A 25,655-nucleotide genomic window follows, 5' to 3' on the forward strand; every position below is an offset into this window, starting at 1 on the left:
TAGATTTTCACTGCACCGTTTCCTCGGGCCACCGGCGTCCCAGTCAGAACTACCCGGTTTGCCATTTTCCGGGGGGATGGATTCTTATGGTTGAGAACAGAACCTCTGCCAGTTTCAGCGCGTACCCGGCTCCGCAGGGAATGTACAATTCCGCTGACGAACGCGACGCCTGCGGGCTCGCCATGGTCGCGACACTGCGCGGCACCGCCGGTCACGACATCATCGACACGGCGCTCGAAGCCCTGCGCAACCTGGAACACCGTGGTGCCGTGGGCTCCGATGCGGGTACCGGCGACGGCGCGGGCATCCTGACCCAGATTCCCGACGAATTCTTGCGCGCTGTTGCAGGTTTTGAGCTGCCCGAAGCGGGCCACTACGCCGTGGGCAACGCGTTTCTGCCGCTCGATCACGACGAGCGCGAGAATGTTGTTTCACGCATCGCCGAGATCGCCGACGAAGAGGGTCTGCGTGTGCTCGGCTGGCGTGAGGTTCCGGTGCGCCCCGACGAGCTCGGGCGGCTGGCCCGCGAGGCCATGCCCGCCATCAGGCAGCTCTACGTAGAAGCGAAACACCATGACGCTACGGGTGAGAAGGCCACGGGCATCCAGCTCGACCGGCTCACCTACCGGCTGCGTAAGCGCATCGAGCACGAGCATGAGGTCTACTTCATGTCGCTCTCGGCGCGTACCCTCACCTACAAGGGCATGGTCACGACCCTGCAGCTCGAGCCCTTCTACCCCGACCTCTCTGACGAGCGGTTCGCGTCGAAGCTTGCGCTCGTGCATTCGCGGTACTCCACCAACACCTTCCCGTCGTGGCCGCTCGCGCAACCGCTTCGCATGATGGCTCACAACGGCGAGATCAACACAGTGCAGGGCAACCGCAACTGGATGCGCGCCCGCCAGTCACAGCTGAAGAGCGCCGTTCTCGGCGACATCGCTCCCATTCTGCCGATCGTCACGCCCGGCGCCAGTGACTCGGCGTCGTTCGACGAGGTCGTGGAGTTGCTGACCCTCGCCGGCCGCCCGCTGCCGCACGCCATCATGATGATGGTGCCAGAGGCATGGGAGAACAACGCCTCGTTCGACCCCGAACGCCGCGCGTTCTACGAATTTCACGCGACCCTCATGGAGCCGTGGGACGGCCCGGCCGCCCTCGTCTTCACCGACGGCACGCTCGTCGGCGCGACCCTCGACCGCAACGGGCTGCGCCCCGGCCGGTACCTCGTCACCGACGACGGCCTCGTGGTGCTCGCGAGCGAGATCGGCGTGCTCGACGTCGACCCCGCCAAGGTCGTTCGTAAGGGGCGGCTGCGCCCCGGCAAGATGTTTCTCGTCGACACCGAGGCAGGCCGCATCGTCGAAGACGATGAGATCAAAGACGAGCTCGCCGCGAGCGAGCCGTGGGCCGAGTGGCTCGACCAGGGCCGCATCAACCTGCGCGACCTGCCCGAGCGCGAGCACATCGTGCACACCCCGGCCTCTGTCACGCGCCGTCAGCGCACCTTCGGCTTCACCGAAGAAGAGATTCGCATTCTGCTGACCCCGATGGCGAAGAACGGCGCGGAGCCGCTTGGCGCGATGGGCTCCGACACGCCCATCGCGGTGCTGTCGAGCCGGTCACGGCTGCTCTTCGACTACTTCACCCAGCAGTTCGCTCAGGTGACGAACCCGCCCCTCGACTCCATTCGTGAAGAAGTGGTGACCTCGTTGCGCCTCGGCCTCGGGCCCGAGCGCAACTTGCTCGACGCCACGCCCGGCCATACCGGCCAGGTCGTGCTCGACTTTCCGGTCATCGACAACGACGAGCTCGCCAAGATTCAGCACATCGACCCGAGCCCTGGCAGCTCGACGACCACCACCATCAAGGGTCTCTACCGAATCGAAGACGGCCCCTACGCCATGCAAGAACGCATCGCCGAGATGTGCACCGAGGCTGATGAGGCCATCGCCAACGGCGCGAAATTCATCGTGCTGAGCGACCGCGACTCGAACAAAGAGCATGCACCGGTACCTTCGCTGTTGATGCTCGCCGCCGTGCACCACCACCTCATTCGCACCGAGAACCGCATGAAGGTCGGCATGATCGTAGAGGCGGGTGACGTTCGCGAGGTGCATCACGTTGCCTTGTTGATCGGCTACGGGGCATCCGCTGTCAACCCGTACCTCGCCATGGAAACGTGCGAGAACTTGGTGCGCTCGGGCATGATCACAGGGCTCAGCCCTGAGAAGGCCGTCAAGAACGTCATCAAGGCGCTCGGCAAGGGCGTTCTGAAGATCATGTCGAAGATGGGCATCTCGACGGTGTCGTCATACGCCGGTGCACAGGCATTCGAGGCGGTCGGGCTCGACAAAGAGTTCGTTGCCCAGTACTTCACCGGTACCTCGTCGAAGCTCGGCGGCGTCGGAATCGACGTTATCGCGGCAGAAAGCGCCAACCGGCACGCGGCAGCCTTCCCCGAAGACGGCAGCGTGACCGTTCACGAGCCCCTCGCCGTGGGCGGCGAGTACCAGTGGCGTCGCGAGGGCCCGCCGCACCTCTTCAACCCCGACACGGTGTTCAAGCTGCAGCACTCCACTCGCGCGCGCCGCTACGACATCTTCAGGGAGTACACCAAGCTCGTCGACGACCAGGCTGAGTCGCTGATGACCATGCGTGGTCTGTTCAAGCTGAAGACGGATGCTCGTAAGCCTGTTCCGCTCGACGAAGTGGAGTCGATCGAATCCATCGTCAAACGCTTCTCGACCGGGGCCATGAGTTACGGCTCCATCTCTGAAGAGGCGCACACCACCCTGGCTATCGCTATGAACCGCCTCGGCGGCAAGTCGAACACGGGCGAGGGCGGCGAAGACACTGCGCGCCTGCTCGACCCCGAGCGCCGCAGCGCCATCAAGCAGGTCGCCTCAGGCCGCTTCGGTGTGACGAGCATGTACCTGACCCACGCCACCGATATTCAGATCAAGATGGCGCAGGGCGCAAAGCCCGGCGAGGGCGGCCAGCTGCCGCCCACCAAGGTCTACCCGTGGATCGCGCGCACTCGGCACGCGACAGCCGGCGTCGGCCTCATCTCACCGCCCCCGCACCACGACATCTACTCCATCGAAGACCTCAAGCAGCTCATCTTCGACCTCAAACGGGCCAACCCCGAAGCCCGCGTTCACGTCAAGCTCGTGAGCCAGAACGGCATCGGCGCTGTTGCCGCCGGCGTGACGAAGGCCCTGGCCGACGTGGTGCTGGTCTCCGGCCACGACGGCGGAACAGGCGCCAGCCCGCTCAACTCGTTGAAGCACGCGGGCACACCCTGGGAGCTCGGCCTCGCCGAAACCCAGCAGACGCTCATGCTGAACGGCATGCGTGACCGCGTCGTGGTTCAGGTCGACGGCCAGATGAAGACGGGCCGCGACGTGATCGTCGGCGCCCTGCTGGGAGCCGAGGAGTTCGGTTTCGCGACCGCGCCGCTCGTCGTCTCGGGTTGCGTCATGATGCGCGTCTGCCACCTCGACACCTGCCCGGTGGGTGTCGCCACGCAGAACCCCGAGCTTCGCGCGAGGTTCAGCGGCAAGCCCGAATTCGTCGTCAACTTCTTCGAGTTTTTGGCGCAAGAGGTGCGCGAGTACCTCGCCGAGCTCGGCTTCCGCACGCTCGAAGAGGCCATCGGCCACCACGAGCTGCTGAACGTCGACCACGCCCTCGAGCACTGGAAGGCCGACGGCCTCGACCTCTCACCGATTCTCGTCGGGCCGGTGTTCGCCGACGACGAGCCTCGGGTGAACCGCCGCCCGCAAGAACATGAGCTCGAGAAGCACTTCGACAAGAGACTCATTCGCGATGCATCCGAAGCCCTCGAATTCGGCGAGCCGGTGGTCATTTCGCTGCCGATTCGCAACACCGAACGGGCCGTGGGCACCATGCTCGGCCACGAGGTGACCGTTCGGCACGGCGAAGACGGCCTGCCCGACGACACCATTCAGATCACGCTCACCGGCTCGGCCGGGCAGTCGCTCGGCGCGTTCATGCCGCCCGGCATCACGCTGCGGCTCGAGGGCGACTCGAACGACTACGTGGGCAAGGGTCTCTCGGGCGGCCGCATCGTGGTTCGGCCGAGTCGTGCCTCGTTATTCGACGCCTCGCGCAACGTCATCGCCGGCAACGTCATCGGTTATGGCGCGACGAGAGGCAGCATGTTCATCCGCGGCATCGTGGGCGAACGCTTCTTGGTGCGCAACTCGGGCGCCACGGCTGTCGCCGAGGGTGTGGGCGACCACGCGCTCGAATACATGACCGGTGGCATCGCGCTCATTCTGGGCAGCACGGGTCGTAACCTGGGTGCCGGGATGAGCGGCGGCACCGCCTACGTCTACAAACTCGACTCCGCACTGGTGAACGCCGACTCGCTCGGTTCGGGTGAATTGCAGCTGTCGCCGCTCGACGAGAACGATGTCGAACTCGTGCGCTCGCTACTCACCGAGCACGAGGCCGAAACCGGCTCGACCCTCGCTCACACCATGCTCGACGACTTCGACGCCGTGGCGGGCGACTTCGTCAAGGTGCTGCCGCGCGACTACGCCGCGGTGCTCGCAACTCGCCAGACGGCGCTCGACGAGGGGCTCGACCCCGACGGCGACGTTGTCTGGGAAAGAATTCTGGAGGTAACCGGTGGCTGATCCCAAGGGATTTCTGAAGGTCACTGAACGAGAGCTGCCCAAGCGGCGCCCCGTTCCGATTCGGTTGATGGACTGGAAAGAGGTCTACGAGCCGGCTAACCCCACCGAGACCCGGCGTCAGGCCGGTCGGTGTATGGATTGCGGCATTCCGTTCTGCCACCAGGGCTGCCCGCTCGGCAACCTGATTCCCGAATGGAACGACCTCACCTGGCGCGGCGAAGGCCGTCAGGCCATCGAGCGCCTGCACGCCACGAACAACTTTCCGGAGTTCACCGGCCGCCTGTGCCCGGCGCCCTGCGAGAGCTCGTGTGTGCTCGGCATCAACCAGCCCGCCGTCACCATCAAGCAGGTCGAGGTGTCGATCATCGACCAGGCTTTCGCGAACGGCTGGGTGCAGCCGCACCCGCCCGAGCGGCTCACCGGTAAGACGGTCGCGGTCGTCGGCTCCGGCCCCGCTGGGCTCGCCGCCGCACAGCAGCTGACCCGAGCAGGCCACACCGTGGCGGTGTACGAGCGCGATGACCGCATCGGCGGGCTGCTGCGGTACGGCATCCCCGACTTCAAGATGGAGAAGAAGCACCTCGAGTCGCGCCTGAACCAGATGATGGCTGAGGGCACGCGCTTTCGGGCCGGCATCAACATCGGCGTCGACATCACCTGGGCCGACCTGCGTTCGCGGTACGACGCTGTGATCGTCTGCACCGGGGCGACCGTTCCGCGTGATCTGCCGATTCCCGGCCGCGACCTCGACGGCGTGCACCACGCCATGGAGTTCTTGGTTCAGGGCAACAAAGTCGGCGCCGGCGACACCGTCGTCGACCAGATCACGGCCGAAGGCAAGCACGTGGTTGTTCTCGGCGGCGGCGACACCGGAGCCGACTGCATCGGAACCGCCCACCGCCAGCAGGCCCTCTCGGTGACCAACCTCGCCATCGGCACCCAGCCCCCGGCCGAGCGGCCCGAGAACCAGCCGTGGCCCATGGTTCCGAACCTCTTCGAGGTTTCGAGCGCGCACGAAGAGGGCGGAGAGCGCATGTACCTCGCCTCCACCGTCGAATTTCTCGCCAACGAGTCGGGTGAAGTGCGCGCCATCCGCGTCGCCGAAACCGAGTACCTGGATGGTCGGCGAGTGCCGAAGGCAGGCACCGAGCGCGAGATTCCCGCCGACCTCGTGCTTCTGGCGCTGGGCTTCACCGGCCCCGAATCAGTCGACCTGTCGGCCCAAGTCGGGGCACAGTTCGACGGCCGCGGAAATGTCGAGCGCAACGCAGACTACGAAACGAGCATCCCGGGCGTCTTCGTTGCAGGCGATGCCGGTCGCGGTCAGTCGCTCATCGTCTGGGCGATCGCCGAGGGTCGCGCAGCGGCCGCTTCGGTCGACCGCTACCTCGAGGGTGACACCGAGTTGCCCTTCCCTGTCGGGCCGAACGATCGAGCGATTGCGATCTGAGCTCGTCACCCATCAGATCTCCCCGAACTGCAGCCACGATCTGCATCGCTCGCGAGGTGCACCAGCCCGCGAGCATCCACAGCACAATTCACCACCACGTCACCTTCGAAGGCCATAATGGGCCTGTGAATGCAGTGGTTATTCTCAACCAAGCGCACACGCGCAGAAGCATGGAGCAAGTCGAAGAATGAGACGCGCAAAAATCGTGGCAACGCTGGGGCCGGCGACCTCGTCATACGAGAACATCAGGGCCATCATCGATGCCGGAGTCGATGTCTGTCGCATGAACCTCAGCCACGGCACCTACGACGTACATGAAGGCATCTACGCCACCGTTCGCCAGGCCGCCGAAGACTCCGGCCGCGCGGTCGCCGTGCTCGTCGACCTGCAGGGCCCCAAGATTCGCCTCGGCAAGTTCGAAGGCGGCCCGTATTATCTCGAGCAGGGCGACATCTTCAAGATCACCACCGAAGAGGTTCTCGGCACGCGTGAGCTCTCGGGCACCACGTTCAAGGGTCTGCCCCAAGACGTCGCTCCCGGCGATTTTTTGCTCATCGACGACGGCAAGGTCAAGGTCAAGGTTCTTGAGACCGACGGCACCGTCGTCACGACCGAGGTCATCGTCGCCGGCAACGTCTCGAACAACAAGGGCATCAACCTGCCCGGTGTCGCCGTGAACGTGCCTGCCCTCTCTGAAAAAGACGAGGCCGACCTGCGCTGGGGCCTTCGCCTCGGTGCCGACCTGATCGCTCTGTCGTTCGTTCGGGATGCGGCCGACATCACCCGTGTGCACGAGATCATGGCCGAAGAGGGTCGCAAGATTCCGGTCTGCGCCAAGATCGAGAAGCCGCAGGCCGTCGACAACCTCGAAGAGATCATCGACGCCTTCGACAGCATCATGGTCGCCCGTGGTGACCTCGGTGTGGAGTTGCCACTCGAGGCAGTGCCCATCGTGCAGAAGCGTGCCGTCGAGCTCTCGCGCCGCATGGCGAAGCCCGTCATCGTGGCCACCCAGATGCTCGAATCGATGATCTCGTCGCCGATTCCCACCCGCGCCGAAACCTCTGACGTCGCGAACGCGGTACTCGACGGCGCTGATGCAGTGATGCTCTCGGGCGAGACGAGCGTGGGGGAGTACCCCGTCATCACGGTGCAGACCATGGCCCGCATCGTGGAGTCGACCGAGGTACACGGCCTCGAGCGCATTCCCGCGCTCGGAACGAAGCCGCGCACCCAGGCCGGCGCGGTGACGCTGGCCGCTGCCGAGGTCGCCGACTTCGTCGGTGCGAAGTTTCTCGTGGTCTTCACCGAGTCGGGTGACTCCGTTCGCCGCATGACCAGGCTTCGGTCGTCGATACCCATCATCGGGCTCACACCTGAGCCGGGCATCCGCAACCGCATGGCTCTCTCGTGGGGTGTGGAGTCGTACCTCGTCGAGCGCGTCAAGCACACCGACCAGCTCATGGTTCAGGCCGACGACGTTCTGCTCGGCGAGAACCTCGCGGCCATCGGCGACAAGGTCGTGGTCATCTCGGGTTCCCCTCCCGGAAAGGCCGGCACCACCAACGACATGCGCGTGCACATCGTGGGTGAGGGTCACAACCCGCAGAAGCCTGCGCCAGACGAGATCGACCACTAGGTCGAGCTCCTCGCGCGGCTCTGGTGAGCCCGTTGCGCTGTATTGAGGCCGTTATACCTGCCTCAATACGATGTAACGGGCTCACTTGGCCGACTGGGAACGAAAAAGGCCCGAGAACATGACGCTCTCGGGCCTTTTTCTGTTTCTGTACCGGTGGTGGGACTCGAACCCACACGTCTTGCGACAACGCATTTTGAGTGCGCCGCGTCTACCATTCCGCCACACCGGCTCGCATCAACACAGTTCAGAATACCGTAGGGTTGAGGTGTGACTGACCAAGATACTCCCTCGCCTGCACCGCGCCGTGTAGTCGTCGCCGAAGACGAATCTCTCATCCGCCTCGACATCGTCGAGATTCTCCGCGATGCGGGCTTCGAAGTGGTGGGTGAAGCGGGCGACGGCGAGACTGCTGTCGCGCTGGCGACCGAGCTCCGGCCCGACCTGGTCATCATGGATGTCAAAATGCCCCTCCTCGACGGCATCTCCGCCGCCGAACGCCTCAGCAAGGGCCACATCGCGCCTGTCGTTCTGCTCACCGCATTCAGCCAGAAAGAACTGGTCGAGCGAGCTACCGAAGCCGGTGCCCTCGCGTACGTCGTGAAGCCGTTCACCCCGAACGACCTGCTGCCGGCCATCGAGATCGCCCTCTCGCGTTACGCACAGATCATCACGCTCGAAGCCGAAGTGGCCGACCTGGTCGAGCGCTTCGAGACCCGCAAGCTCGTCGACCGCGCCAAGGGCCTTCTCAACGAGAAGATGGGCCTGACCGAGCCCGAGGCGTTCCGCTGGATTCAGAAAGCCTCGATGGATCGCCGCCTCACCATGCACGACGTGGCGCAGGCCATCATCGAGCAGTTGAGCGTCAAGAAGAGCTAGTTCGGGTTGACGTTCGCACGGGCATCCGGATGCCCGCGGTTCACACCTCGCGAATGAGATTCGTGATGCGAACCGTCGAAAGCAGCCGCCCTTTCTCGTCGGTGATCGACACCTGATGCACCGTAAGCGTGCGGCCGAGCTTGACGGCCGTGCAGACGCCGGTGACCGTTCCGGTGCTCGCCGAACCGGTGTGGCTGGCGTTGACCTCGATGCCCATTCCGGCCTTGCCCGGGCCTGCGAACAGCGTCGCCGAAACCGAACCGAGGCTTTCGGCGAGCACCACGTACGCGCCGCCGTGCACCACACCGAACGGCTGCGTGTTGCCCTCGGCGGGCATGGTTGCGACCGAGCGTTCAGGGGTGAGTTCGAAGAACTCGATTCCCATCTTCTCGGCGAGGGCGCCGACCGTGGCTCCAGCGAAAAGAGCCCCGAAATCGAGCGGTTCTGCGCCAACAGGCACGATGGGAGGTGGAGTTGACATTCTCGAACCCTAACTCTGGTCTGGGCATCCCGCGCCTGTTGTAACGAGGCACCGGGCGGCTCATCGGCGAGGCTGACGTACGTCTGAACACTGTCGGATGCCCTGTGTAGGCTTGCCGTGTGTCTGACATCGAACAGCCTACCCTTCTCATAATCGACGGCCATTCGCTCGCCTTTCGAGCTTTCTACGCCCTGCCCGTCGACAGCTTTCAGACACGAGACGGGCAGCACACGAACGCCATTCACGGCTTTCTCTCGATGCTTCTGCTGCTGCTCCGAAACGAGAAACCCACTCACATCGCTGTGGCGTTCGATATGTCGCGGCACTCCTTTCGCACCGACGAATATCCCGAATACAAGGGCACTCGCAACGAGACTCCGCCCGAATTCTCGGGGCAGGTCTCGCTGCTGAAAGACGCTCTGAAGGCGATGAACATCGAGACGCTCGAGAAAGAGAGCTTCGAGGCCGACGACATTCTCGCCACGCTCGCGCGCCAAGGCACCGAGCAGGGTTTTCGGGTGCTCGTGGTCTCGGGCGATCGCGATGCGATTCAGCTCGTGAACGACACGGTCACGCTGCTGTACCCGTCGCGGCAGGGTGTCACCGAACTCACGCGCTATGACCGCGACAAGGTGTTCGAACGGTACGGCATCGAGCCGCACCAGTACCCCGAGGTCGCCGCGCTGGTCGGTGAGACGAGCGACAATCTGCCGGGCATCCCGAAGGTCGGCGAGAAGACCGCCGTCAAGTGGCTCAACCAGTTCGGCAGCCTCGACGAGATTCTGCGCCGGTCAGACGAGATCGGCGGCAAAGTCGGCGAGAGCCTGCGCGAGTTTCAAGAGAATGCGGTGCGCAACCGCCGACTGAATCGATTGCTCACCGATGTGGAGCTGGCCACCGGGCCTGCTGATTTTGCGCGTCGGCCGATTGATGAAGAGGCCGTGCGTGAGCTGTTCGGGCGGCTGGAGTTTCGTACGCTGCTCGAGCGGGTGTTCAAGCTCGAGGGGCTGATTCCCGATGGCGTTGGTGGAGGGGCTGCCGGTGCTCGTGGCGCTGCTGGTGCGGGCCGCGGTGGCGGGGCCTCGGCCGACGGGCTTGTCGACGAGAAAGCCGCTGTTGCCCCGGCACCGTCGACTCCGCTCGACGGCGAGCTGCAGGCCTGGCTCGATGCTGCTACCGCCGCAGAGCCGTTCGGGCTCGGCCTCGAGGTCGAACTTCTCGACGGCAAGCCCATCGGGTTCGGCATCGCGTCAGCAGATTCGACGGTTTTCCTACCGTGGGTGCCAGGCGCTGCCGACTATCTGCCCTTCGAGAACTGGCTCGCGAGTGCGTCGCCGAAACTCATGCACGGGGCGAAACACCAACTCAAGGCGATGATCACGGCCGGGCTCACTATCGATGCCGTCGCGTTCGACACCTCGGTGGCCGCCTGGCTGCTGAAAACAGACAGCGCGTCACCGGCGCTCACCGACCTTGTCGACCGGTACCTCAACGAGTCGCTGCCCACTCCCGACCCCAACCAGCTCGTGCCAGACGACGACTCGGTCGTCGGCCCCGCCGGCACCGCCTGGTACGTGGCCCGGGTCGCGCGAGCCATCAACGAGAAGCTCGACGAGGGCTCTCGATCGGTGCTCGTCGACATCGAAATGCCCGTACTGGCCGTGCTGGCCCAGATGGAACTCGACGGGGTCGCCGTTTCGCACCCCCAACTCTCGGAGCTCTCAAACGAGCTGACCACTCGATCGGCACAGATCGCCTCCGACGCCTTCGCCATCATCGAGCGCGAGATCAACCTCGGTTCGCCCAAGCAGATCCAAGAAGTGCTGTTCGACCAGCTCGGCATGCCCAAAACCCGTGCCACCAAGACCGGCTACTCCACAGACGCGGTCGCCCTGGCCGACCTGCAGGCGAGTTCGCCGCACCCATTTCTCGACCTGCTTCTGCTTCATCGCGACGCCACGAAGCTCAACCAGATCGTCGAGACGCTCGACAAGTCGATCGGAGCCGACCGGCGCATTCACACCACGTACATTCAGACCGGTTCATCCACGGGGCGCATCTCGTCGACCGACCCGAATCTGCAGAACATTCCCGTTCGCACCGAGGAGGGCCGGCGCATCCGCAAGGCCTTCATGGTGGGGGAGTCGTACGAGACACTGCTGACCACCGACTACTCGCAGATCGAGATGCGCATCATGGCGCACCTCTCCGAAGACGAGGGGCTCATCACGGCGTTTCAGTCGGGCGAAGACCTGCACCGGTTCGTCGGAGCGCGCATCTTCGGCGTCTCGCCTGAAGATGTGACGCCGGCGATGCGGTCGAAAGTGAAGGCCATGTCATACGGGCTCGCCTACGGGCTTTCGGCGTTCGGTCTCTCGAAGCAGCTGCGCATTCCGACCGCCGAGGCGAAACAGCTGATGAGCGACTACTTCGAACGGTTCGGCGCGGTGCGCGACTACCTTCGCAACGTGGTCGTGCAGGCGCGCGAAGACGGCTACACCGAAACGATCTTCGGCCGCCGCCGCCTCTTCCCCGACCTCTCAAGCCCCAACCGTGTGCTGCGCGACAACGCCGAGCGTCAGGCCCTCAACGCGCCGATTCAGGGCACGGCCGCCGACATCCTCAAGATCGCGATGGTGAACATCTCGGCCGACCTCTCGGCGCACGGCTTGCAATCGCGCATGCTGTTGCAGGTGCACGACGAACTCGTCTTCGACGTGTATCCGGGCGAGTGGGATGCCCTGGCGGCCATCGTCACCGCCCGCATGTCGACCGCCGCCGCCCTGAAGGTGCCGCTCGACGTGCAACTCGGCCGTGGCCAGAATTGGAACGAGGCGGCGCACTAGCGCCGCCGCCGCGGCGCTCCGAGCCGCCGCGCGAGAGCGATGTGTTCAGACGAGAGCGACCGCCGTGGCGGCTCATTTCGTCCGGATACGTCGCCTTCTCTTGCGTAACCGCCCTGCAGTGCGGCGCATCCGCTACCCGAGTACCTACCCGTTCTCACCTGGCGGCACTACGGTCGGAAATCACGCGCCATGGGCCCGTATTGTCGGCAGAGCCGCTCAGCTCCGACCGTTCTCCCTCCCCCGAGCGCGGCATCGGTCCGTCGACGTGTCGGGCCGCCGGCCGGCATGCGGGTCACCGAAAGTCGCGAGAGCTGGTGGGGGCTCCGAGCGGCAGCAGTTCGAAACGGTCGGCGATGAGGTTCAGAATGCCCTCGGGTGAACGTTCGAGAATGCCGCGCACGATCATCGCGGGGGCCTCGCGCGCAATACGGCGGTAACGACTCCAGACGCCGACGCTGCAGACCACGTTGAGAATGCCCGTTTCGTCTTCGAGGTTCACGAACGTGATTCCGCTGGCGGTCGCGGGGCGCTGCCGGTGCGTGACGACGCCGCCGACTTCGATGCGCCGCCCGTTCTCTGCGCTTGAACAGGCTGCGATCGAAAGGGCACCCCGGGCATCCAGCAGCTCCCGCGAGTGGGCAACCGGATGATCGTCGGGCGAAATGCCTGTGCTCCAGAGGTCGTAGATCACCTGCTCGGTGGGGCTGAGCATCGGCAGCAGCGGCGGCTGAACGCTGACGAACGTGCCGGGCAGGTATTCGGACTTGTCTTGCGCGGCGTTGCCGGCCTCCCAGAGCGCCTCGCGGCGGGTCAGCTTGAGGGTAGTGAACGCCCCGGCCGACGCCAAGGCTTCCATTTGCACGGTGTTGAGGTCGTTACGCCGCGCAACGTCGGCCATGCTGAGGTACTCGCCACCGCGCTCGCGCTCGGTCACGATGCGTTCGGCCACCTTCTTGCCGATCGATTTGATCTCGGCGAGCCCGAGCCGCACGTCGAGGTTGCCGTCGCGGCGGTGCTGCGCGTGGTCGGGCGGCATCTCCCGGTCGAACACTTCGCTCGGCGTCGGCTGCTCGAACACGATGCACGCGGGCATGCCCGTCGGCGGCGTAGTAACACTACTTTCGGCGGAGCAGAGGGAATCCTCCGCGCATATGGGCACGGTTTCGCTCTGCTCCGCCGAAAGTCGAGTAGCAGCGGCCGCGTCACGCGAGCGGCTGACCGAGGCGCTCGGCTCGAGCCCCGCGAGCACGCCGGAGAGCTGAATGTCGGGGCGGTGCACCACGACGCCGTGCCGCCGGGCATCCGCCACCAGAGTCTGCGGCGAGTAGAACCCCATGGGCTGGGCGCGTAGCAGCGACGCGAGAAACGCCGCCGGGTAGTGCAGCTTGAACCACGAGCTGGCGTAGACGAGCAACGCGAAACTCTGCGAGTGACTTTCGGCGAAGCCGAAGTTCGCGAAGGCCTCGATCTTCTGGTAAATCTGATCGGCGACCTCCGGCGAAATGCCGTTGGCAGCCATGCCTTCGAAGAGTTTCGTTCGCAGCGACGAGATCTTCTCAATGCCGCGCTTCGACCCCATCGCGCGCCGCAGCAGGTCGGCATCTTCGGCGGTGCAGTTTCCCACCGCTACAGCCATCTGCATGAGTTGCTCTTGAAAAAGAGGCACCCCGAGGGTTCGTTTGAGAGGTTCTTCGAGCTTCGGGTGCAAATACGTAATGGGTTCGAGCTTCAACTTGCGCCGGATGTACGGATGCACGGCCCCGCCCTGAATCGGCCCAGGCCGAATGAGCGCGATCTCTACCACCAGGTCATACATCTTGCGCGGCTGGAGCCTCGGCAGCGTGCCCATCTGCGCCCGGCTCTCCACCTGGAACACCCCGATCGAATCGGCCCGGCAGAGCATGTCATAGACGCCCTGTTCTTCTTTCGGAATGTTCTTCAGCGTCCAGTCTTCGCCGAGGTGCTCTTTCACGAGGTCGAAGGTGTGCTGCAGCGCCGAGAGCATGCCAAGACCGAGCATGTCGAACTTCACGAGACCCATCCAGGCGCAATCGTCTTTGTCCCACTGCAGAACGGTGCGATCATCCATTCGCCCGTTCTCGATGGGGCAGACCTCACCGACAGGCCCGTCGGTGAGCACCATTCCTCCCGAATGAATACCGAGGTGACGCGGAAACTTCAGCACCTGCTCCACCAGCTCCATCACGTCTGCAGGAATGTCGTGGTCTTTCGTCTCGACCGCCGGGCCCCAGCGCTCGACCTGCTTCGCCCAGGCATCTTGCTGCCCGGCAGAGTAGCCGAGCGCTTTCGCCATGTCGCGCACCGCGAACTTGGGGCGATAACTGATGACGTTCGCCACCTGAGCGGCATTTCGTCGACCGTACTTCGTATAGACGTACTGGATGACCTCCTCCCGTCGATCCGAATCGAAATCCACATCGATATCGGGCTCTTCGTCGCGCAGGTGCGACAAGAACCGTTGAAACGGCAGGTCAAACTTGATCGAATCGACGGCCGTGATGTCGAGGATGTAACAGACCGCCGAGTTGGCCGCCGACCCGCGCCCCTGGCAGAGAATGTTCTGGCTGCGGGCGTAGCGCACCATGTCCCAGACGATCAAAAAGTAACCCGGAAAGTCCTTCTGCTCGATGACCGCAAGCTCGCTTTCGATGCGCTCGCGCACGGCATCGGTGGCATCGGGGTAGTGGTCGGGCATGCCCTTCTCGACCAGTTCGCGTAGATAGCTCATCGGTGTGTGCCCGTCGGGCATTTCTTGGCGGGGGAGGCGCGGTTTCGCTGTTCGCAGCTGAAACGAGAGGTCATCCGCCACCTCCACCGTATGTTCGACAGCCCCCGGGTAGCGCGCGAACCGTGCCATCATCTCGGCCCCCGAGCGCAGATGCGACCCAGCGGATGCCGGCAACCACCCCTCGAGGTCGGTGAGACTGCGACGAGCGCGAACTGCAGCGAGGCTCTGCGAGAGCTCGAACTGCTGCGGGGTGGCGTAGTGCACGTTTCCCGTCGCGACAACGCCGAGCCGGTGTTTCTCCGCCAGCTCGGCCAGCGCGTCGTTGAGGTCGCTCGCCAGCGGATCACCGTGATCGAACAGCTCGACCAGAACGTTGCCGCGCCCGAACAACGAGACGAGCCGGTCGAGTTCGCGCGAGGCGGCGGCGCGGCCATCGGCGACGAGCCCCTGTCGCACGGCGCCTTTGCGGCAGCCGGTGAGCACCGTCCACGCGGAGTCGCCTCGCAGGCCTGCACCCGCGTGGCTGGGGCGTCGCGCCGTCTCTGCCAGCTGCTCGAGGTCGAAGATCGGGCGCCCCTTCTCGGCATCGTTCGCCAGCTGAGCCGAGGTGATGGCGCCCGCCAGCCGGTGATAGCCCTCCTGTTTGCGTGCCAGCACCACGAGGTGCGAGCCCTCAGGATCAGCCTCGCCGTTCTGCGGTTTACTCAGCCCGAGCGAGAGTTCGGCGCCAAAAATCGTCGCCACCTGCGGATGGGCCTCCGCCGCTTCGGCGAGATGCACCACCCCGTAGAACCCGTCGTGGTCAGTGAGCGCAAGCCCGTGCATCCGGAGCCGGGCCGCCTCTTCGAGCAGGTCTTCGGGCGACGATGCGCCATCGAGAAAGCTGAAGTTCGAGTGCGCGTGCAACTCGGCGTACGGCACGAGCGGCTCGTCGGGCGGTGCAGCGACCGTGACGGCCGGTGGCACGTAGGGCTGGCGTTTGCGCGAGAAAGCAGGCCCGTCGCCTCCGTCTTTGTCGGGGCGGGTGCCGGGTCGTCGATCGGAAAGCGCGCGCTCGAGCTCGGCCCACTTGATGGGCGGATTATTGAACCCCATGGCTGCACCTCCCCGCGTCGGCTGCGCACGTAGTCACGCCGCGCTCAGGCTCACCGCGCTCAGTGCCACCGCGCTCAGCCACGCCGGTCTCGGGACGCGCGACTGCACCGAAGCGTTCAGTCATAGCGCGCCTCCGCCCACCAGCGCCGGTCGTGCAACGCGAGCAGCCACGCCGTTCCCGAGGCGTCGACCACCTGAAAACGGTGAAACGCGCGGGCCTTTTCCGCGTCCCACCAACGCTCCTGCACGGGCCATGGGCCAGCCCAGCCCTGCAGCGGCCGCAGCCTCTCGACAGGAGCGCCCGGCTCGTCGGCCACCGGCAGAAACAGGCTCGGGATGCCCGACAGCACCCCGCGCTGGCTGACCTCGAGCGGCTCGCCTTTGGCCCCCCGCACCGTGACAGCCTGCGGACGCTCGAACACCGTTGAGGGCGCCGGCAGCGGTACAGCCCCCGGCCACGGTGGCGGTACTTTCGGCGCGGGTTCGACGGGGTCACCCCAGGCCACCAGCACCTGACGTTCGGCCAGCCCCCGGCCGCCGCCGATACTCGCCGTCATCACACCCTCGTGCCCCAGCAGGCTCTGCACCCGCGACAGCCCGTGGTGCACGCGGTCGTCGGGTGTGCTGCCCCAGAGGCCGGCCTCATAGTTGCCGATCGAATCGAACTCCTGCGGCACCACCCGCACCTTCGTGATGGCCGAGCCGAGCGCACCATTGCCCGCGCCGGTTCGCCCCTGCACCTGCCAGCGGATGCGATCCACCACATCGGCTGCACTGAACCAGCGCGGATGCCCCCAGCTGCGCTCGTGTATGGCTCCGTTCTCGGTGTGCAACTCCACCAGGATGCTCGTGCAGACGAGCAGTGCATGCGTGAGTTCTGCCACAAATCTCTCCGACGCCGTACGAAAAGCGAACGTGATCTGGTCGACCAACTCGAGCGGTGGTTCGAACGACATCTCCACGTCGCGCAGCTGGGGCGGCAGGCGCGGAACGACCCGACGAACATCGCTGCCACTCGAAAGGGTGTGCGCATGCACCCCGGCTTCAGCGAACCGAGCCCGTACGTCGCGAAAGTCGAGCGCGGCGAAGTCGCCGAGGGTCGGCAGGCCGAGCCGGCGCAGCAGTGTGGCCAGGGCAGGGTCGCCGATGGCTTCGATGGGCTGCGGCGCGAGAAACGCAGGCGAGCCGCCCGGCGGGACGATGCGGATGATCGGGGCGTGCGTTTGTGCTGGCGTGGCAGGCCAGCCGGGCATCCGTGTGGCCTGCTCGGCAGCGAACCGACCGTCGGCGATGGCGATGCGTGCGGCTGGAGTCGACCCGCCTTCGGCCGTCAACGCATACAAGGAAGCAAGCGTATTGAGCACCATTTGAGCCGCCTGCCGTTCACCTCCGTAATACCGACTGGGCCCCCGCGCCCGCAGGGCACACATACCCGGACGCAGCACTTGCACCCCCGGCATCAGCGCCTCCAGCGCCGAGACGATCGGCTCGAAGCTGCGGTGATCGAGCGCATCGTCGTAGTCGAGCGCGAGTAGCCCGGGGCACTTCGCCTGCGCCTCGCGAATGCGCTGACCTCGGCGCACCCCTTCGGCCCGGGCCGCCGCCGAGCACGCGAACACGAGCCCGCGGTCGACCACGGCAAGGGGCGAGTCGGGCGAGATCTCCGCGGCGAGGGCGTGGGCGCGAACCGGCCAGTCCGGAACCCAGACGACCATCATTCGAGTGACATTGTTCACTGTATTCACCCGATCACCCCGCCAGCTTCTCAGGCGCGAAGGCCGCCCACTCGTCTGCAAGGTCGGTCTGTGCCCAGCCGCCCTCAGCACCCGCCCCGAAACCGGGGTTCACCAGGCGAACCTGCTCCCGGGCATCCGGCAGCCACAGCCTGGTCTGCCGTTTCTGGCCGGAGAAGCCCTTGCCCGCCGAGCTGACCAGCACCTGCCTGCTCGCCAGATGACCGTGGCCCTGCCCGATGCCACCCCAGGTGCTCTCGGTGATGCGCAGGGTCGCCTCGCTGGCTGCCCACGAGCCCAGCACGATAAGCGTCGCCTCGCGCTGCCTGATGCGCGCCGCCAGCCGCGCCGCGACCGCGCCGCTGAGGCGTGGGGGAGTCGCCGTGACCACCACCGTCACCACGTCGATGACGGCCGAGGCGACCGCGAGCCACTGGTCGCCCGGATGCGGCACCAGCACCAGCCGATCGAGCTCCACCCCGGCGCGCGCCGCCGCCTCTGCCCCGAAGTCGGGGATGCCCACCACGGCGCACCAGGCCCCGGCGGCCGACGGGCCGGCCATCAGCGCCATCAGCAGCGCGTGAGACCCCTCGACGGAATACGACGCGCCCGCCTGCAGCGCGCCCCCCGGCAACAGCGGCGCCAAGGCAGGCACAGTCTGCAGGCTGCGGGTCGACAGCCTCGTGCTCTGCATCTGCTTGATACGTTCTTGCAGCTCTCGCACCGTGCCCGACGCAGCAGCCGTACCCGTCGCAGCCGAAGCGGCCACGCGGGCTGGCCCCGGGGTGGCTTCGGCGAGAAGAACGGCTGGTTCAGACACCACCCAATGTTCGAATATATGTTCGAATAAGTCAATGCGAAACCCGCTATGAATCGCCCCGAAATCGCGCCTCTCGGCGTGTCGTTACGGCTCCACGCGCAGTCACACGATAAATATCGCGACAAGCTCGCACCTCTCCATCACACACGGTAGATCCATCCACCGACACCGCTGGAATCGCACCCTCACATCGCGTAGCGTTGCCTGCATGACCTTCGACAGAGAAGCCCGCGAAACCCGCCATGCCGAGCATGACGCCGCCAAACACCACTCGAAGCACGGGCTGAGTGACCGCGATCTCACGGCTCTCGACCGCGCCTACGACCCGGCAAGCGAAGACGAGACCGAAGCGCTGCAAGACGACAGCGTCGCCGCGAGCGCCGCCATCGATTCCGACATCGATCAGGCCGACATTCTGGTTCTGCCCGGCACCGGCGGCCCCGATGACGACGGCGACATCGAGGTCGACCCCGCCGAACTGAACATGAGCGGCGACTCGATTCCCGGGCATCCGAAGCCCGCATCGCACCCGCACTGAAAGAAATCCCACCACCCGCAGACGACGTCAGAACTGTAGAACGGCCACCCTGAACATCATGTCGCAATAAGATCCAACCGGATTGTCGGGTCTCCGATTTCACATATTTCGACATAACAATGAGCTTGCGGATTGAGCGTCTGTGCCGCCGGTCCTTTTTCAGCAAGGTCGCGCAATGCTCCAAGTTGCCGAACGAACGATTGCCTACTACCGATCAATATGAGCGTGCCCGCGGAGACATTTAGAAGAAGTGGATCCCGCTTGACCCTCTCTGCGGTCAAGCCTGTTGGTTCGAGATCGTCATATGCAGATACGGGTAGAACGATGGTGTCGGTGTGATCTCGGCCGAGGCCCGCTCGTATGACTTTCCATTTCGATGGCGGAAGCTGGAGGGAATGATGCACGAGAACAAGGTGCAAGCGAGGCCCCAGAATGAGTTCACTATTACCGTCGAGAGGTTGGCCGACTCGATGTGAAGATCTAATGGGCAGATAAACGATAGTGCGCGGTGAACGAGCGGCGAAAGCCCAAGCGGTTGTCAAATCTCGTACCGACCGTTTACTGAGACCGGCAAGAAAACTCGGCCATCCGGGCGGCTGCTGAACCAGCCAACCGTCAAGCGGGCGTGCAACACGAATCACTCGGTACGAGGTTTGTCGAACCCGCACTATGTCGACGTAGACGCCAATCTCATGATCGCTCATTTGCATCAGATAAGTGTATATTTATTGAGTAAGAATCAAATATCTCCATGACGGTGGCCAATAAGTCAGGCATAAGCTGAATGGATGATCGACTCCACCGGCTCCGAAACCTCCAGCCCGAGCAACCACTCGGGCGACACCCACCCCGCCACCGCACGGCGCACCCCGACGCCCATCGACGCAATTGCTGAGCGCTGGGTCGACACACTGGTGCGGCTGCAACCCGCGGTGGGCACGTACATCGGGCACAACGAGGCGAACGACCGTTACGCAGACTACTCGCCGGCGGGCCACGAGCAGCTGCTCGGCGAGGTGCGCAGCACCCTGCGGGAACTCGAGAACGAAAAACCGCTCGACGACGTCGATGTCGTAACTTTGGCCGACCTCGGCAGCTCGCTGCGACTCACTCTCGAGAGCGCGGAGGCCCGGCTGCAGCTACGCGACCTGAACGTCATCGAGTCGCCGTCGCAAGAGATCCGCGAGGTCTACGACCTCATGCCCACCGAGACCGTCGACGATTGGGAGGTCGCGGCGACCCGCCTGTCGAACGTCGGAATCGCCCTCGACGGCTACATCGACACCCTGCGCGAGGGCATCAGAGAAGGCATCACGCCGGCCAGGCGACAGGTGCGCGAGGTACTGGCGCAGGCGAAGAAGAACGTCGGCGAAGACGGCTTCTTCTACAACCTGGTGCGCTCGGCCGCCAATCCCGATTCGTCGGCCTCGCCGCTCATTCCCGGTGAGCCCGGCCCCGAAGCGCAGGCACCGGATGCCCTGCCAGACTCCCTCGTGCGCCAGCTCACTCACGGGGCCGAGGTCGCCTCCGCGGCTTACGATCGCTTCGCCGAGTTCTTGACCCAGGAGTTGATGCCCGCCGCCACCGAGCACGACGGCGTCGGCCGCGAGATGTACGCCCTCGAATCGCGCAAGTTCCTCGGTGCCACCATCGACCTCGACGAGACCTACGAGTGGGGCGTCGACGAGCTCGCCAGAATGGTGGCAGAGCAGGAGTCGATCGCCCGCGAGATCCTCCCCGGCGCGACCGTACTCGAGGCCATCGCCCATCTCGACGCCGACACCTCCCGCAAGCTGCACGGTACCGATGCTCTGCAGCGCTGGATGCAGGAAACCAGCAATAAGGCGGTGGCCGAGCTCTCCGTGAGCCAGTTCGACATCCCCGACGAGATCAAGACCCTCGAGTGCCTGATCGCCCCTACCAACGAGGGCGGCATCTACTACACCGGCCCGACCGACGACTTCTCGCGCCCCGGCCGCATGTGGTGGTCGGTGCCAGAGGGCGTCACCGAGTTCGACACCTGGCGCGAGCTGACCACCGTCTTCCACGAGGGTGTTCCCGGCCACCATTTGCAGATCGGGCAGGCCGTGGTGAACCGCGACAAGCTGAACACCTGGCGCCGTCAGCTCGCCGGCACTTCCGGCCATGCCGAGGGTTGGGCGCTCTACGCCGAGCGGCTGATGCAAGAACTCGGATACCTCGACGATCCAGCCGACCGGCTGGGCATGCTCGATGGCCAGCGCCTGCGCGCGGCGCGCGTCGTGCTCGACATCGGCGTGCACCTCGGTAAGCCGCGGCTCGACGGCACGGGCGTGTGGGATGCCGCCTACGCCCTCGACTTTCTGCGCAAGAACGTCAACATGAATGACGGCTTCGTTCGCTTCGAGGTCAACCGTTACCTCGGTTGGCCCGGCCAGGCCCCCTCCTACAAGGTCGGCCAGCGCATCTGGGAGCAGCTGCGCGCCGACTACCGTGCGAAGCAGGGCGCATCCTTCGACATGCGAGAGTTCCACCGCCGCGCCCTCGACCTCGGCGGTGTCGGCCTCGACACCCTCGTCTCCGCCCTCGCGAAGTGACGGCGACAATGAGTTCTGGCGCGACCATCCACCGAGACACCATCGGCGAAGCCTGGCTCGCGGTCGCCGAGGTCATCCTCGAGGAGGGTGTGCCCGAACACTACGACGGCTTGCCCATTCTCGAGATCGAGCACGCGACGCTCGTGGTCGAGGTACCAGACCCCGGCGACGAACTCATCGCCCGCTTCGGCGACCCGGCACGCCTGGCCTGGATGCGGGCCAACTTCGTCGACCACGAAAGAGTCGAAGCGCTCGGAGGCGCGCGCAGCTACGCCAGCCGCTTCTTCGACTACGGCGCAACGGGCCGCGACCAGGTCGCCTGGGTGATCGAACGCCTACGCAAAGACCCGGCGAGCCGTTCGGCAACGATCACCACCTTCGAGCCGCTCAGCGACACCTCGTACATCCCGTGCGTGAGCATGCTCGACTTCTGGGTGCGCGGGGGAGCGGTCGAGCTGGTCGTCTACGCGCACAGCATCGACTTCGGTGCAAAAGGTTATGGCAACCTCACCGAACTCGCGATCATCATGCACCATGTGGCGGATGCTCTGCAGCGCCCCGTCGGCTCTCTACGTTTCATCGTGAAATCTGCCCACATCTACGACACCGAGCAAGCCGAGATGCGCGCCGTGCTGGCGCACTACGAGCAGGCTGAGCAAAGGGCGAGCGTGGTTGCCGGAGGCTGAGCGCAGGGGCTAAGATTGACTGGCGCAATTTGCGTCGACTCATCCATCGCCGAGCGGTGAAGAAACCCCAGAAATCGTCTGAGGCTTCACGCTGCTCGGCCCGATATATGTCCATACTGGAGCAACTACTACATGACAATCGTAACGACCGACAGGGCACCCAAGCAGGTCGCCGTCAACGACATCGGGTCTGCTGAAGACTTTCTTGCCGCGGTCGAGAAGACACTGAAGTTCTTCAACGACGGAGACCTCATCGAAGGCACCGTTGTAAAGATTGACCGCGACGAGGTTCTGCTCGACGTCGGTTACAAGACCGAGGGTGTAATCCCCTCTCGCGAACTTTCCATCAAGCACGACGTCGACCCCACTGAGGTCGTACAGGTCGGCGATCTGGTCGAGGCTCTCGTTCTTCAGAAAGAAGACAAAGAAGGCCGCCTCATCCTCTCGAAGAAGCGCGCTCAGTACGAGCGTGCGTGGGGCGATGTCGAGAAGATCAAAGACGCCGACGGTGTTGTCACCGGTTCGGTCATCGAGGTCGTCAAGGGCGGGCTCATCGTCGACATCGGCCTCCGTGGCTTCCTGCCGGCATCGCTCATCGAGCTGCGCCGCGTTCGTGACCTCACGCCGTACCTCGGCCAGGAGATCGAAGCGAAGATCCTCGAGCTCGACAAGAACCGCAACAACGTCGTTCTGAGCCGCCGCGCGCTGCTCGAGCAGACGCAGTCGGAGAGCCGCACCACGTTCCTGAACAACCTCCAAAAGGGCCAGGTTCGCAAGGGTGTCGTTTCGTCGATCGTCAACTTCGGTGCGTTCGTCGACCTCGGCGGCGTCGACGGTCTGGTTCACGTTTCCGAGCTCAGCTGGAAGCACATCGAGCACGCTTCGGAGGTCGTCGAGGTTGGCCAAGAGGTCACCGTCGAGATTCTCGAAGTCGACCTCGAGCGCGAGCGCGTCTCCCTGTCGCTCAAGGCGACGCAGGAAGACCCGTGGCAGGTCTTCGCCCGCACCCACGCCATCGGCCAGGTTGCACCGGGTAAGGTCACCAAGCTCGTTCCCTTCGGCGCGTTCGTTCGCGTCGCAGAGGGCATCGAGGGCCTCGTGCACATCTCCGAGCTGTCGGGCAAGCACGTCGAACTCGCCGAGCAGGTTGTCTCGGTCGGCGATGACGTGTTCGTCAAGGTCATCGACATCGACCTCGAGCGTCGACGCATCTCGCTGAGCCTCAAGCAGGCCAACGAGGGTGTCGACCCCGAGGGCACCGAGTTCGACCCGGCACTCTACGGAATGCTCACCGAGTACGACGACCAGGGCAACTACAAGTACCCTGAAGGCTTCGACCCGGAGACCAACGAGTGGCGCGAAGGCTTCGACAGCCAGCGTGAGAAGTGGGAGCAAGACTACGCAGCGGCTCAGGCTCGCTGGGAGGCCCACAAGAAGCAGGTCGCCACGTCGAACGAAGAGCAGCCAGAGGGCGCATCAACCGCCTCGGCCGGCTCGTCGTTCTCGAGCGAGTCGACCGGCGCGGGCACCCTTGCCGACGACGAGACCCTCGCAGCACTGCGCGAGAAGCTCAGCTCGAATTCATAGGGCTGATCCTTCGGCTCACGCCATCGTTCCAAACGAACGGCCGCTCTTCCTTCGGGAGGGGCGGCCGTTCGCCGTTTAAGGCTGCGGTTCGGGATGCTCGGCCACGGGCATCCCGAACCGCACCAGCAATCTCGGTAACATGATGAGCGTGTATCTCATTGGGCTGACCGGCGGAATCGCCTCAGGCAAATCAACCGTCGCCACCCGCCTCGCAGAGCACGGCGCCGTGCACATCGACGCCGACCAGCTCGCCCGTGAGGCTGTCGAGCCGGGAACGGATGCTCTGCAGAACATCGCCGAAACGTTCGGTGATCACCTGATTCAGCCCGACGGGTCACTCGACCGCCCCGCGCTCGGCACCGTCGTGTTCGGAAATCCAGAGCTACTGCGGAAACTGAACGCCATCGTGCATCCGGCTGTTCAAGACCTCACTCGGTATTACGTTAAGCAGGCTGAAGAGCACGACCCGAACGCGATTGTCATCTACGACGTTCCGTTGCTTGTCGAAGCGAAACTGCCGCACACCTTCAACCTCATCGTGGTGGTTCACTCCACCGATGAGACTCGCGTCGAACGGCTGATTCGCCACCGCGGTTTGTCGCGCGCCGAGGCCCAGAAGCGCGTGGGATCTCAGGCGAGCGAGGCCGAACGCCTGGCCATCGCCGACATCGTCATCGACTCCGACGGCACTCTCGCCGAAACCCTCGGCCAGACCGACGCTCTCTGGTCGCGCCTTGTAACTCTCTCCCACGCATCCAACACCTGATTCGATAGGTCGCTATCTCTCCCAAAAGCGTGGATTTAGGAGAGATTCTGACCTATCGATGCAGGGTTAGCCGAAGAGGAGGGCGGCCTCGTCGTAGCGTGACTGGGGCACTGTCTTGAGGCGGCCGAGCGCCTCTTCGAAGCCGACGTGCACGATGTCGGTGCCGCGCAGAGCCACCATCTGGCCCCAGCGCTCTTCGAGCACGGAGTCGCTCGCGGCCATACCGAGGCGCGTCGCCAGAACGCGGTCGTAGGCGCTCGGCACGCCGCCGCGCTGAATGTGGCCGAGCGTCGTGGCCCGAGTCTCGATGCCCGTCATGTCTTCGATCATCGGTGCGAGTCGCTCGCCGATACCGCCGAGTCGCGGTCGGCCGAAGGCGTCGAGGCCCCGCTCGGAGTGGGCGTCATCGGCCTCCCCGGGCACGAACCCTTCGGCTACGACGACCAATGGTGAGCGGCCACGCGCATTCGCACTTTCAACCCACTCGGCGATCTGCGACATGGTGGTCTTCTGCTCGGGAATCAGAATGGCGTGCGCGCCGGCCGCCATTCCCGAGTGCAGCGCGATCCAGCCGACGTGCCGGCCCATCACCTCGGCTACCATGCACCGGCTGTGGGCGTCGCCGGTAGTGCGGAGTCTGTCCATTGCGTCGGTGGCGATCTGCACGGCCGTGTCGAAACCGAAGGTGTAATCGGTTGCGTCGAGGTCGTTATCGATGGTCTTCGGCACTCCGGTGATCTTAAGCCCAGCATCCGTCAGCCGTTTGGCGGCAGCCAAGGTACCTTCGCCACCGATGGCGATGATGGCGTCGATGCCCTCGCGTTTCATGTTTTCGAGGATGCGCTCGGGGCCGCCATCGCCTTCGAACGGGTTTGTGCGTGAGGTACCGAGAATGGTGCCGCCCTCTTTGGAGATACCGCGCACATTCGAGCGGCCGAGCTCGATGAGGTCAGACTTCACCACCCCACGCCAGCCACCCTTGAAGCCCACGAACTCTTGATTGTTGATTTCGGTGCCCTTGAGCACGACCCCGCGGATGACCGCGTTCAGGCCGGGGCAATCGCCGCCACTAGTCAGAATGCCAATTCTCATCGCGCTACCGTATCTCTCGGGGAAAGGGAGGGAGTGTCAGTGCCCCTACGTAAACTT

The 25,655-nt window shown here is 64.7% G+C and carries 15 protein-coding genes and 1 tRNA gene; 10 read left to right on the forward strand and 6 right to left on the reverse strand.

Going from position 1 to position 25,655, the window contains the following annotated elements; genetic code table 11:
* The first annotated feature begins 86 nt into the window (after positions 1-86).
* The 3 genes from gltB (at position 87) to pyk (ending at position 7,753) form a co-directional block, all read left to right on the forward strand.
* Complete coding sequence (gltB, locus tag IEX24_RS13235) at positions 87-4,664, forward strand: glutamate synthase large subunit (protein WP_229715301.1); 4,578 nt, start codon at positions 87-89, stop codon at positions 4,662-4,664.
* Positions 4,657-6,114, forward strand: coding sequence for a glutamate synthase subunit beta (locus IEX24_RS13240; protein ID WP_188679095.1), 1,458 nt, complete (start codon positions 4,657-4,659; stop codon positions 6,112-6,114). The genes gltB and IEX24_RS13240 overlap by 8 nt, the downstream gene beginning before the upstream one ends.
* Before the next feature lie 187 nt (positions 6,115-6,301).
* Positions 6,302-7,753, forward strand: coding sequence for a pyruvate kinase (gene pyk, locus IEX24_RS13245; RefSeq protein WP_188679096.1), 1,452 nt, complete (start codon positions 6,302-6,304; stop codon positions 7,751-7,753).
* Between the two features lie 148 nt (positions 7,754-7,901).
* Here the strand turns inward: pyk and IEX24_RS13250 are convergent.
* Positions 7,902-7,982: transfer RNA gene (locus IEX24_RS13250), tRNA-Leu, on the reverse strand.
* Between the two features lie 38 nt (positions 7,983-8,020).
* Between IEX24_RS13250 and IEX24_RS13255 the strand changes: the two genes are divergently transcribed.
* Positions 8,021-8,629, forward strand: a complete 609-nt coding sequence (locus IEX24_RS13255; RefSeq protein ID WP_188679097.1) for an ANTAR domain-containing response regulator — start codon at positions 8,021-8,023, stop codon at positions 8,627-8,629.
* Between the two features lie 40 nt (positions 8,630-8,669).
* Here the strand turns inward: IEX24_RS13255 and IEX24_RS13260 are convergent, their stop codons facing one another.
* Complete coding sequence (locus IEX24_RS13260; protein WP_188679098.1) at positions 8,670-9,110, reverse strand: hotdog fold thioesterase; 441 nt, start codon at positions 9,108-9,110, stop codon at positions 8,670-8,672.
* Between the two features lie 119 nt (positions 9,111-9,229).
* Between IEX24_RS13260 and polA the strand changes: the two genes are divergently transcribed.
* Positions 9,230-11,956 carry a DNA polymerase I gene (gene polA / locus IEX24_RS13265; RefSeq protein WP_188679099.1) on the forward strand — a complete coding sequence of 909 codons (2,727 nt, stop codon included), beginning with the start codon at positions 9,230-9,232 and terminating at the stop codon, positions 11,954-11,956.
* Between the two features lie 292 nt (positions 11,957-12,248).
* Here polA and IEX24_RS13270 read toward each other — a convergent pair whose 3' ends face one another.
* The 3 genes from IEX24_RS13270 to imuA' all read right to left on the reverse strand — a co-directional run bounded on the left by IEX24_RS13270 (position 12,249) and on the right by imuA' (position 18,353).
* Positions 12,249-15,800, reverse strand: coding sequence for an error-prone DNA polymerase (locus IEX24_RS13270; protein ID WP_188679100.1), 3,552 nt, complete (start codon positions 15,798-15,800; stop codon positions 12,249-12,251).
* A 116-nt stretch (positions 15,801-15,916) separates the two neighbouring features.
* Positions 15,917-17,518 carry a DNA polymerase Y family protein gene (locus IEX24_RS13275; RefSeq protein ID WP_188679101.1) on the reverse strand — a complete coding sequence of 534 codons (1,602 nt, stop codon included), beginning with the start codon at positions 17,516-17,518 and terminating at the stop codon, positions 15,917-15,919.
* A gap of 31 nt (positions 17,519-17,549) precedes the next feature.
* Positions 17,550-18,353 carry a DnaE2-dependent mutagenesis accessory factor ImuA' gene (gene imuA', locus IEX24_RS13280; RefSeq protein WP_188679102.1) on the reverse strand — a complete coding sequence of 268 codons (804 nt, stop codon included), beginning with the start codon at positions 18,351-18,353 and terminating at the stop codon, positions 17,550-17,552.
* Positions 18,354-18,561: 208 nt separating this feature from the next.
* On the opposite strand from imuA', the gene IEX24_RS13285 reads away from it, so the two are divergent.
* The 5 genes from IEX24_RS13285 (at position 18,562) to coaE (ending at position 24,506) form a co-directional block, all read left to right on the forward strand.
* Complete coding sequence (locus tag IEX24_RS13285; RefSeq protein ID WP_188679103.1) at positions 18,562-18,891, forward strand: hypothetical protein; 330 nt, start codon at positions 18,562-18,564, stop codon at positions 18,889-18,891.
* A 788-nt stretch (positions 18,892-19,679) separates the two neighbouring features.
* The gene (locus IEX24_RS13290; RefSeq protein ID WP_188679104.1) at positions 19,680-21,467 is read left to right on the forward strand and encodes a DUF885 domain-containing protein; all 1,788 of its coding nucleotides are present in this window, start codon (positions 19,680-19,682) and stop codon (positions 21,465-21,467) included.
* Between the two features lie 8 nt (positions 21,468-21,475).
* Positions 21,476-22,153 (forward strand): thymidylate synthase, encoded by a 678-nt coding sequence (locus IEX24_RS13295; RefSeq protein ID WP_188679105.1) that lies wholly within the window; start codon positions 21,476-21,478, stop codon positions 22,151-22,153.
* A gap of 132 nt (positions 22,154-22,285) precedes the next feature.
* A complete protein-coding gene (gene rpsA / locus IEX24_RS13300) occupies positions 22,286-23,740 on the forward strand; it encodes a 30S ribosomal protein S1 (RefSeq protein WP_188679106.1) in 1,455 nt (484 codons plus the stop codon).
* Positions 23,741-23,888: 148 nt separating this feature from the next.
* Complete coding sequence (gene coaE / locus IEX24_RS13305; RefSeq protein WP_188679624.1) at positions 23,889-24,506, forward strand: dephospho-CoA kinase; 618 nt, start codon at positions 23,889-23,891, stop codon at positions 24,504-24,506.
* Between the two features lie 66 nt (positions 24,507-24,572).
* On the opposite strand, the gene IEX24_RS13310 is transcribed toward coaE, so the two are convergent.
* A complete protein-coding gene (locus IEX24_RS13310; RefSeq protein WP_188679107.1) occupies positions 24,573-25,598 on the reverse strand; it encodes an ATP-dependent 6-phosphofructokinase in 1,026 nt (341 codons plus the stop codon).
* Positions 25,599-25,655: the final 57 nt, after the last annotated feature.

Origin of the sequence: Subtercola lobariae (assembly GCF_014640255.1) — a bacterium.
Classification (GTDB): Bacteria; Actinomycetota; Actinomycetes; order Actinomycetales; family Microbacteriaceae; genus Subtercola; species Subtercola lobariae.

Bases quoted from the DNA above. Each gene is read 5' to 3' on its own strand.
- gltB (WP_229715301.1), top strand. From the start codon at position 87: ATGGTTGAGAACAGAACCTCTGCCAGTTTCAGCGCGTACCCGGCTCCG.
- pyk (WP_188679096.1), top strand. From the start codon at position 6,302: ATGAGACGCGCAAAAATCGTGGCAACGCTGGGGCCGGCGACCTCGTCA.
- IEX24_RS13260 (WP_188679098.1), bottom strand. From the start codon at position 9,110: ATGTCAACTCCACCTCCCATCGTGCCTGTTGGCGCAGAACCGCTCGAT.
- IEX24_RS13270 (WP_188679100.1), bottom strand. From the start codon at position 15,800: ATGGGGTTCAATAATCCGCCCATCAAGTGGGCCGAGCTCGAGCGCGCG.
- IEX24_RS13275 (WP_188679101.1), bottom strand. From the start codon at position 17,518: ATGATGGTCGTCTGGGTTCCGGACTGGCCGGTTCGCGCCCACGCCCTC.
- IEX24_RS13285 (WP_188679103.1), top strand. From the start codon at position 18,562: ATGACCTTCGACAGAGAAGCCCGCGAAACCCGCCATGCCGAGCATGAC.
- IEX24_RS13290 (WP_188679104.1), top strand. From the start codon at position 19,680: ATGATCGACTCCACCGGCTCCGAAACCTCCAGCCCGAGCAACCACTCG.
- IEX24_RS13295 (WP_188679105.1), top strand. From the start codon at position 21,476: ATGAGTTCTGGCGCGACCATCCACCGAGACACCATCGGCGAAGCCTGG.
- rpsA (WP_188679106.1), top strand. From the start codon at position 22,286: ATGACAATCGTAACGACCGACAGGGCACCCAAGCAGGTCGCCGTCAAC.
- IEX24_RS13310 (WP_188679107.1), bottom strand. From the start codon at position 25,598: ATGAGAATTGGCATTCTGACTAGTGGCGGCGATTGCCCCGGCCTGAAC.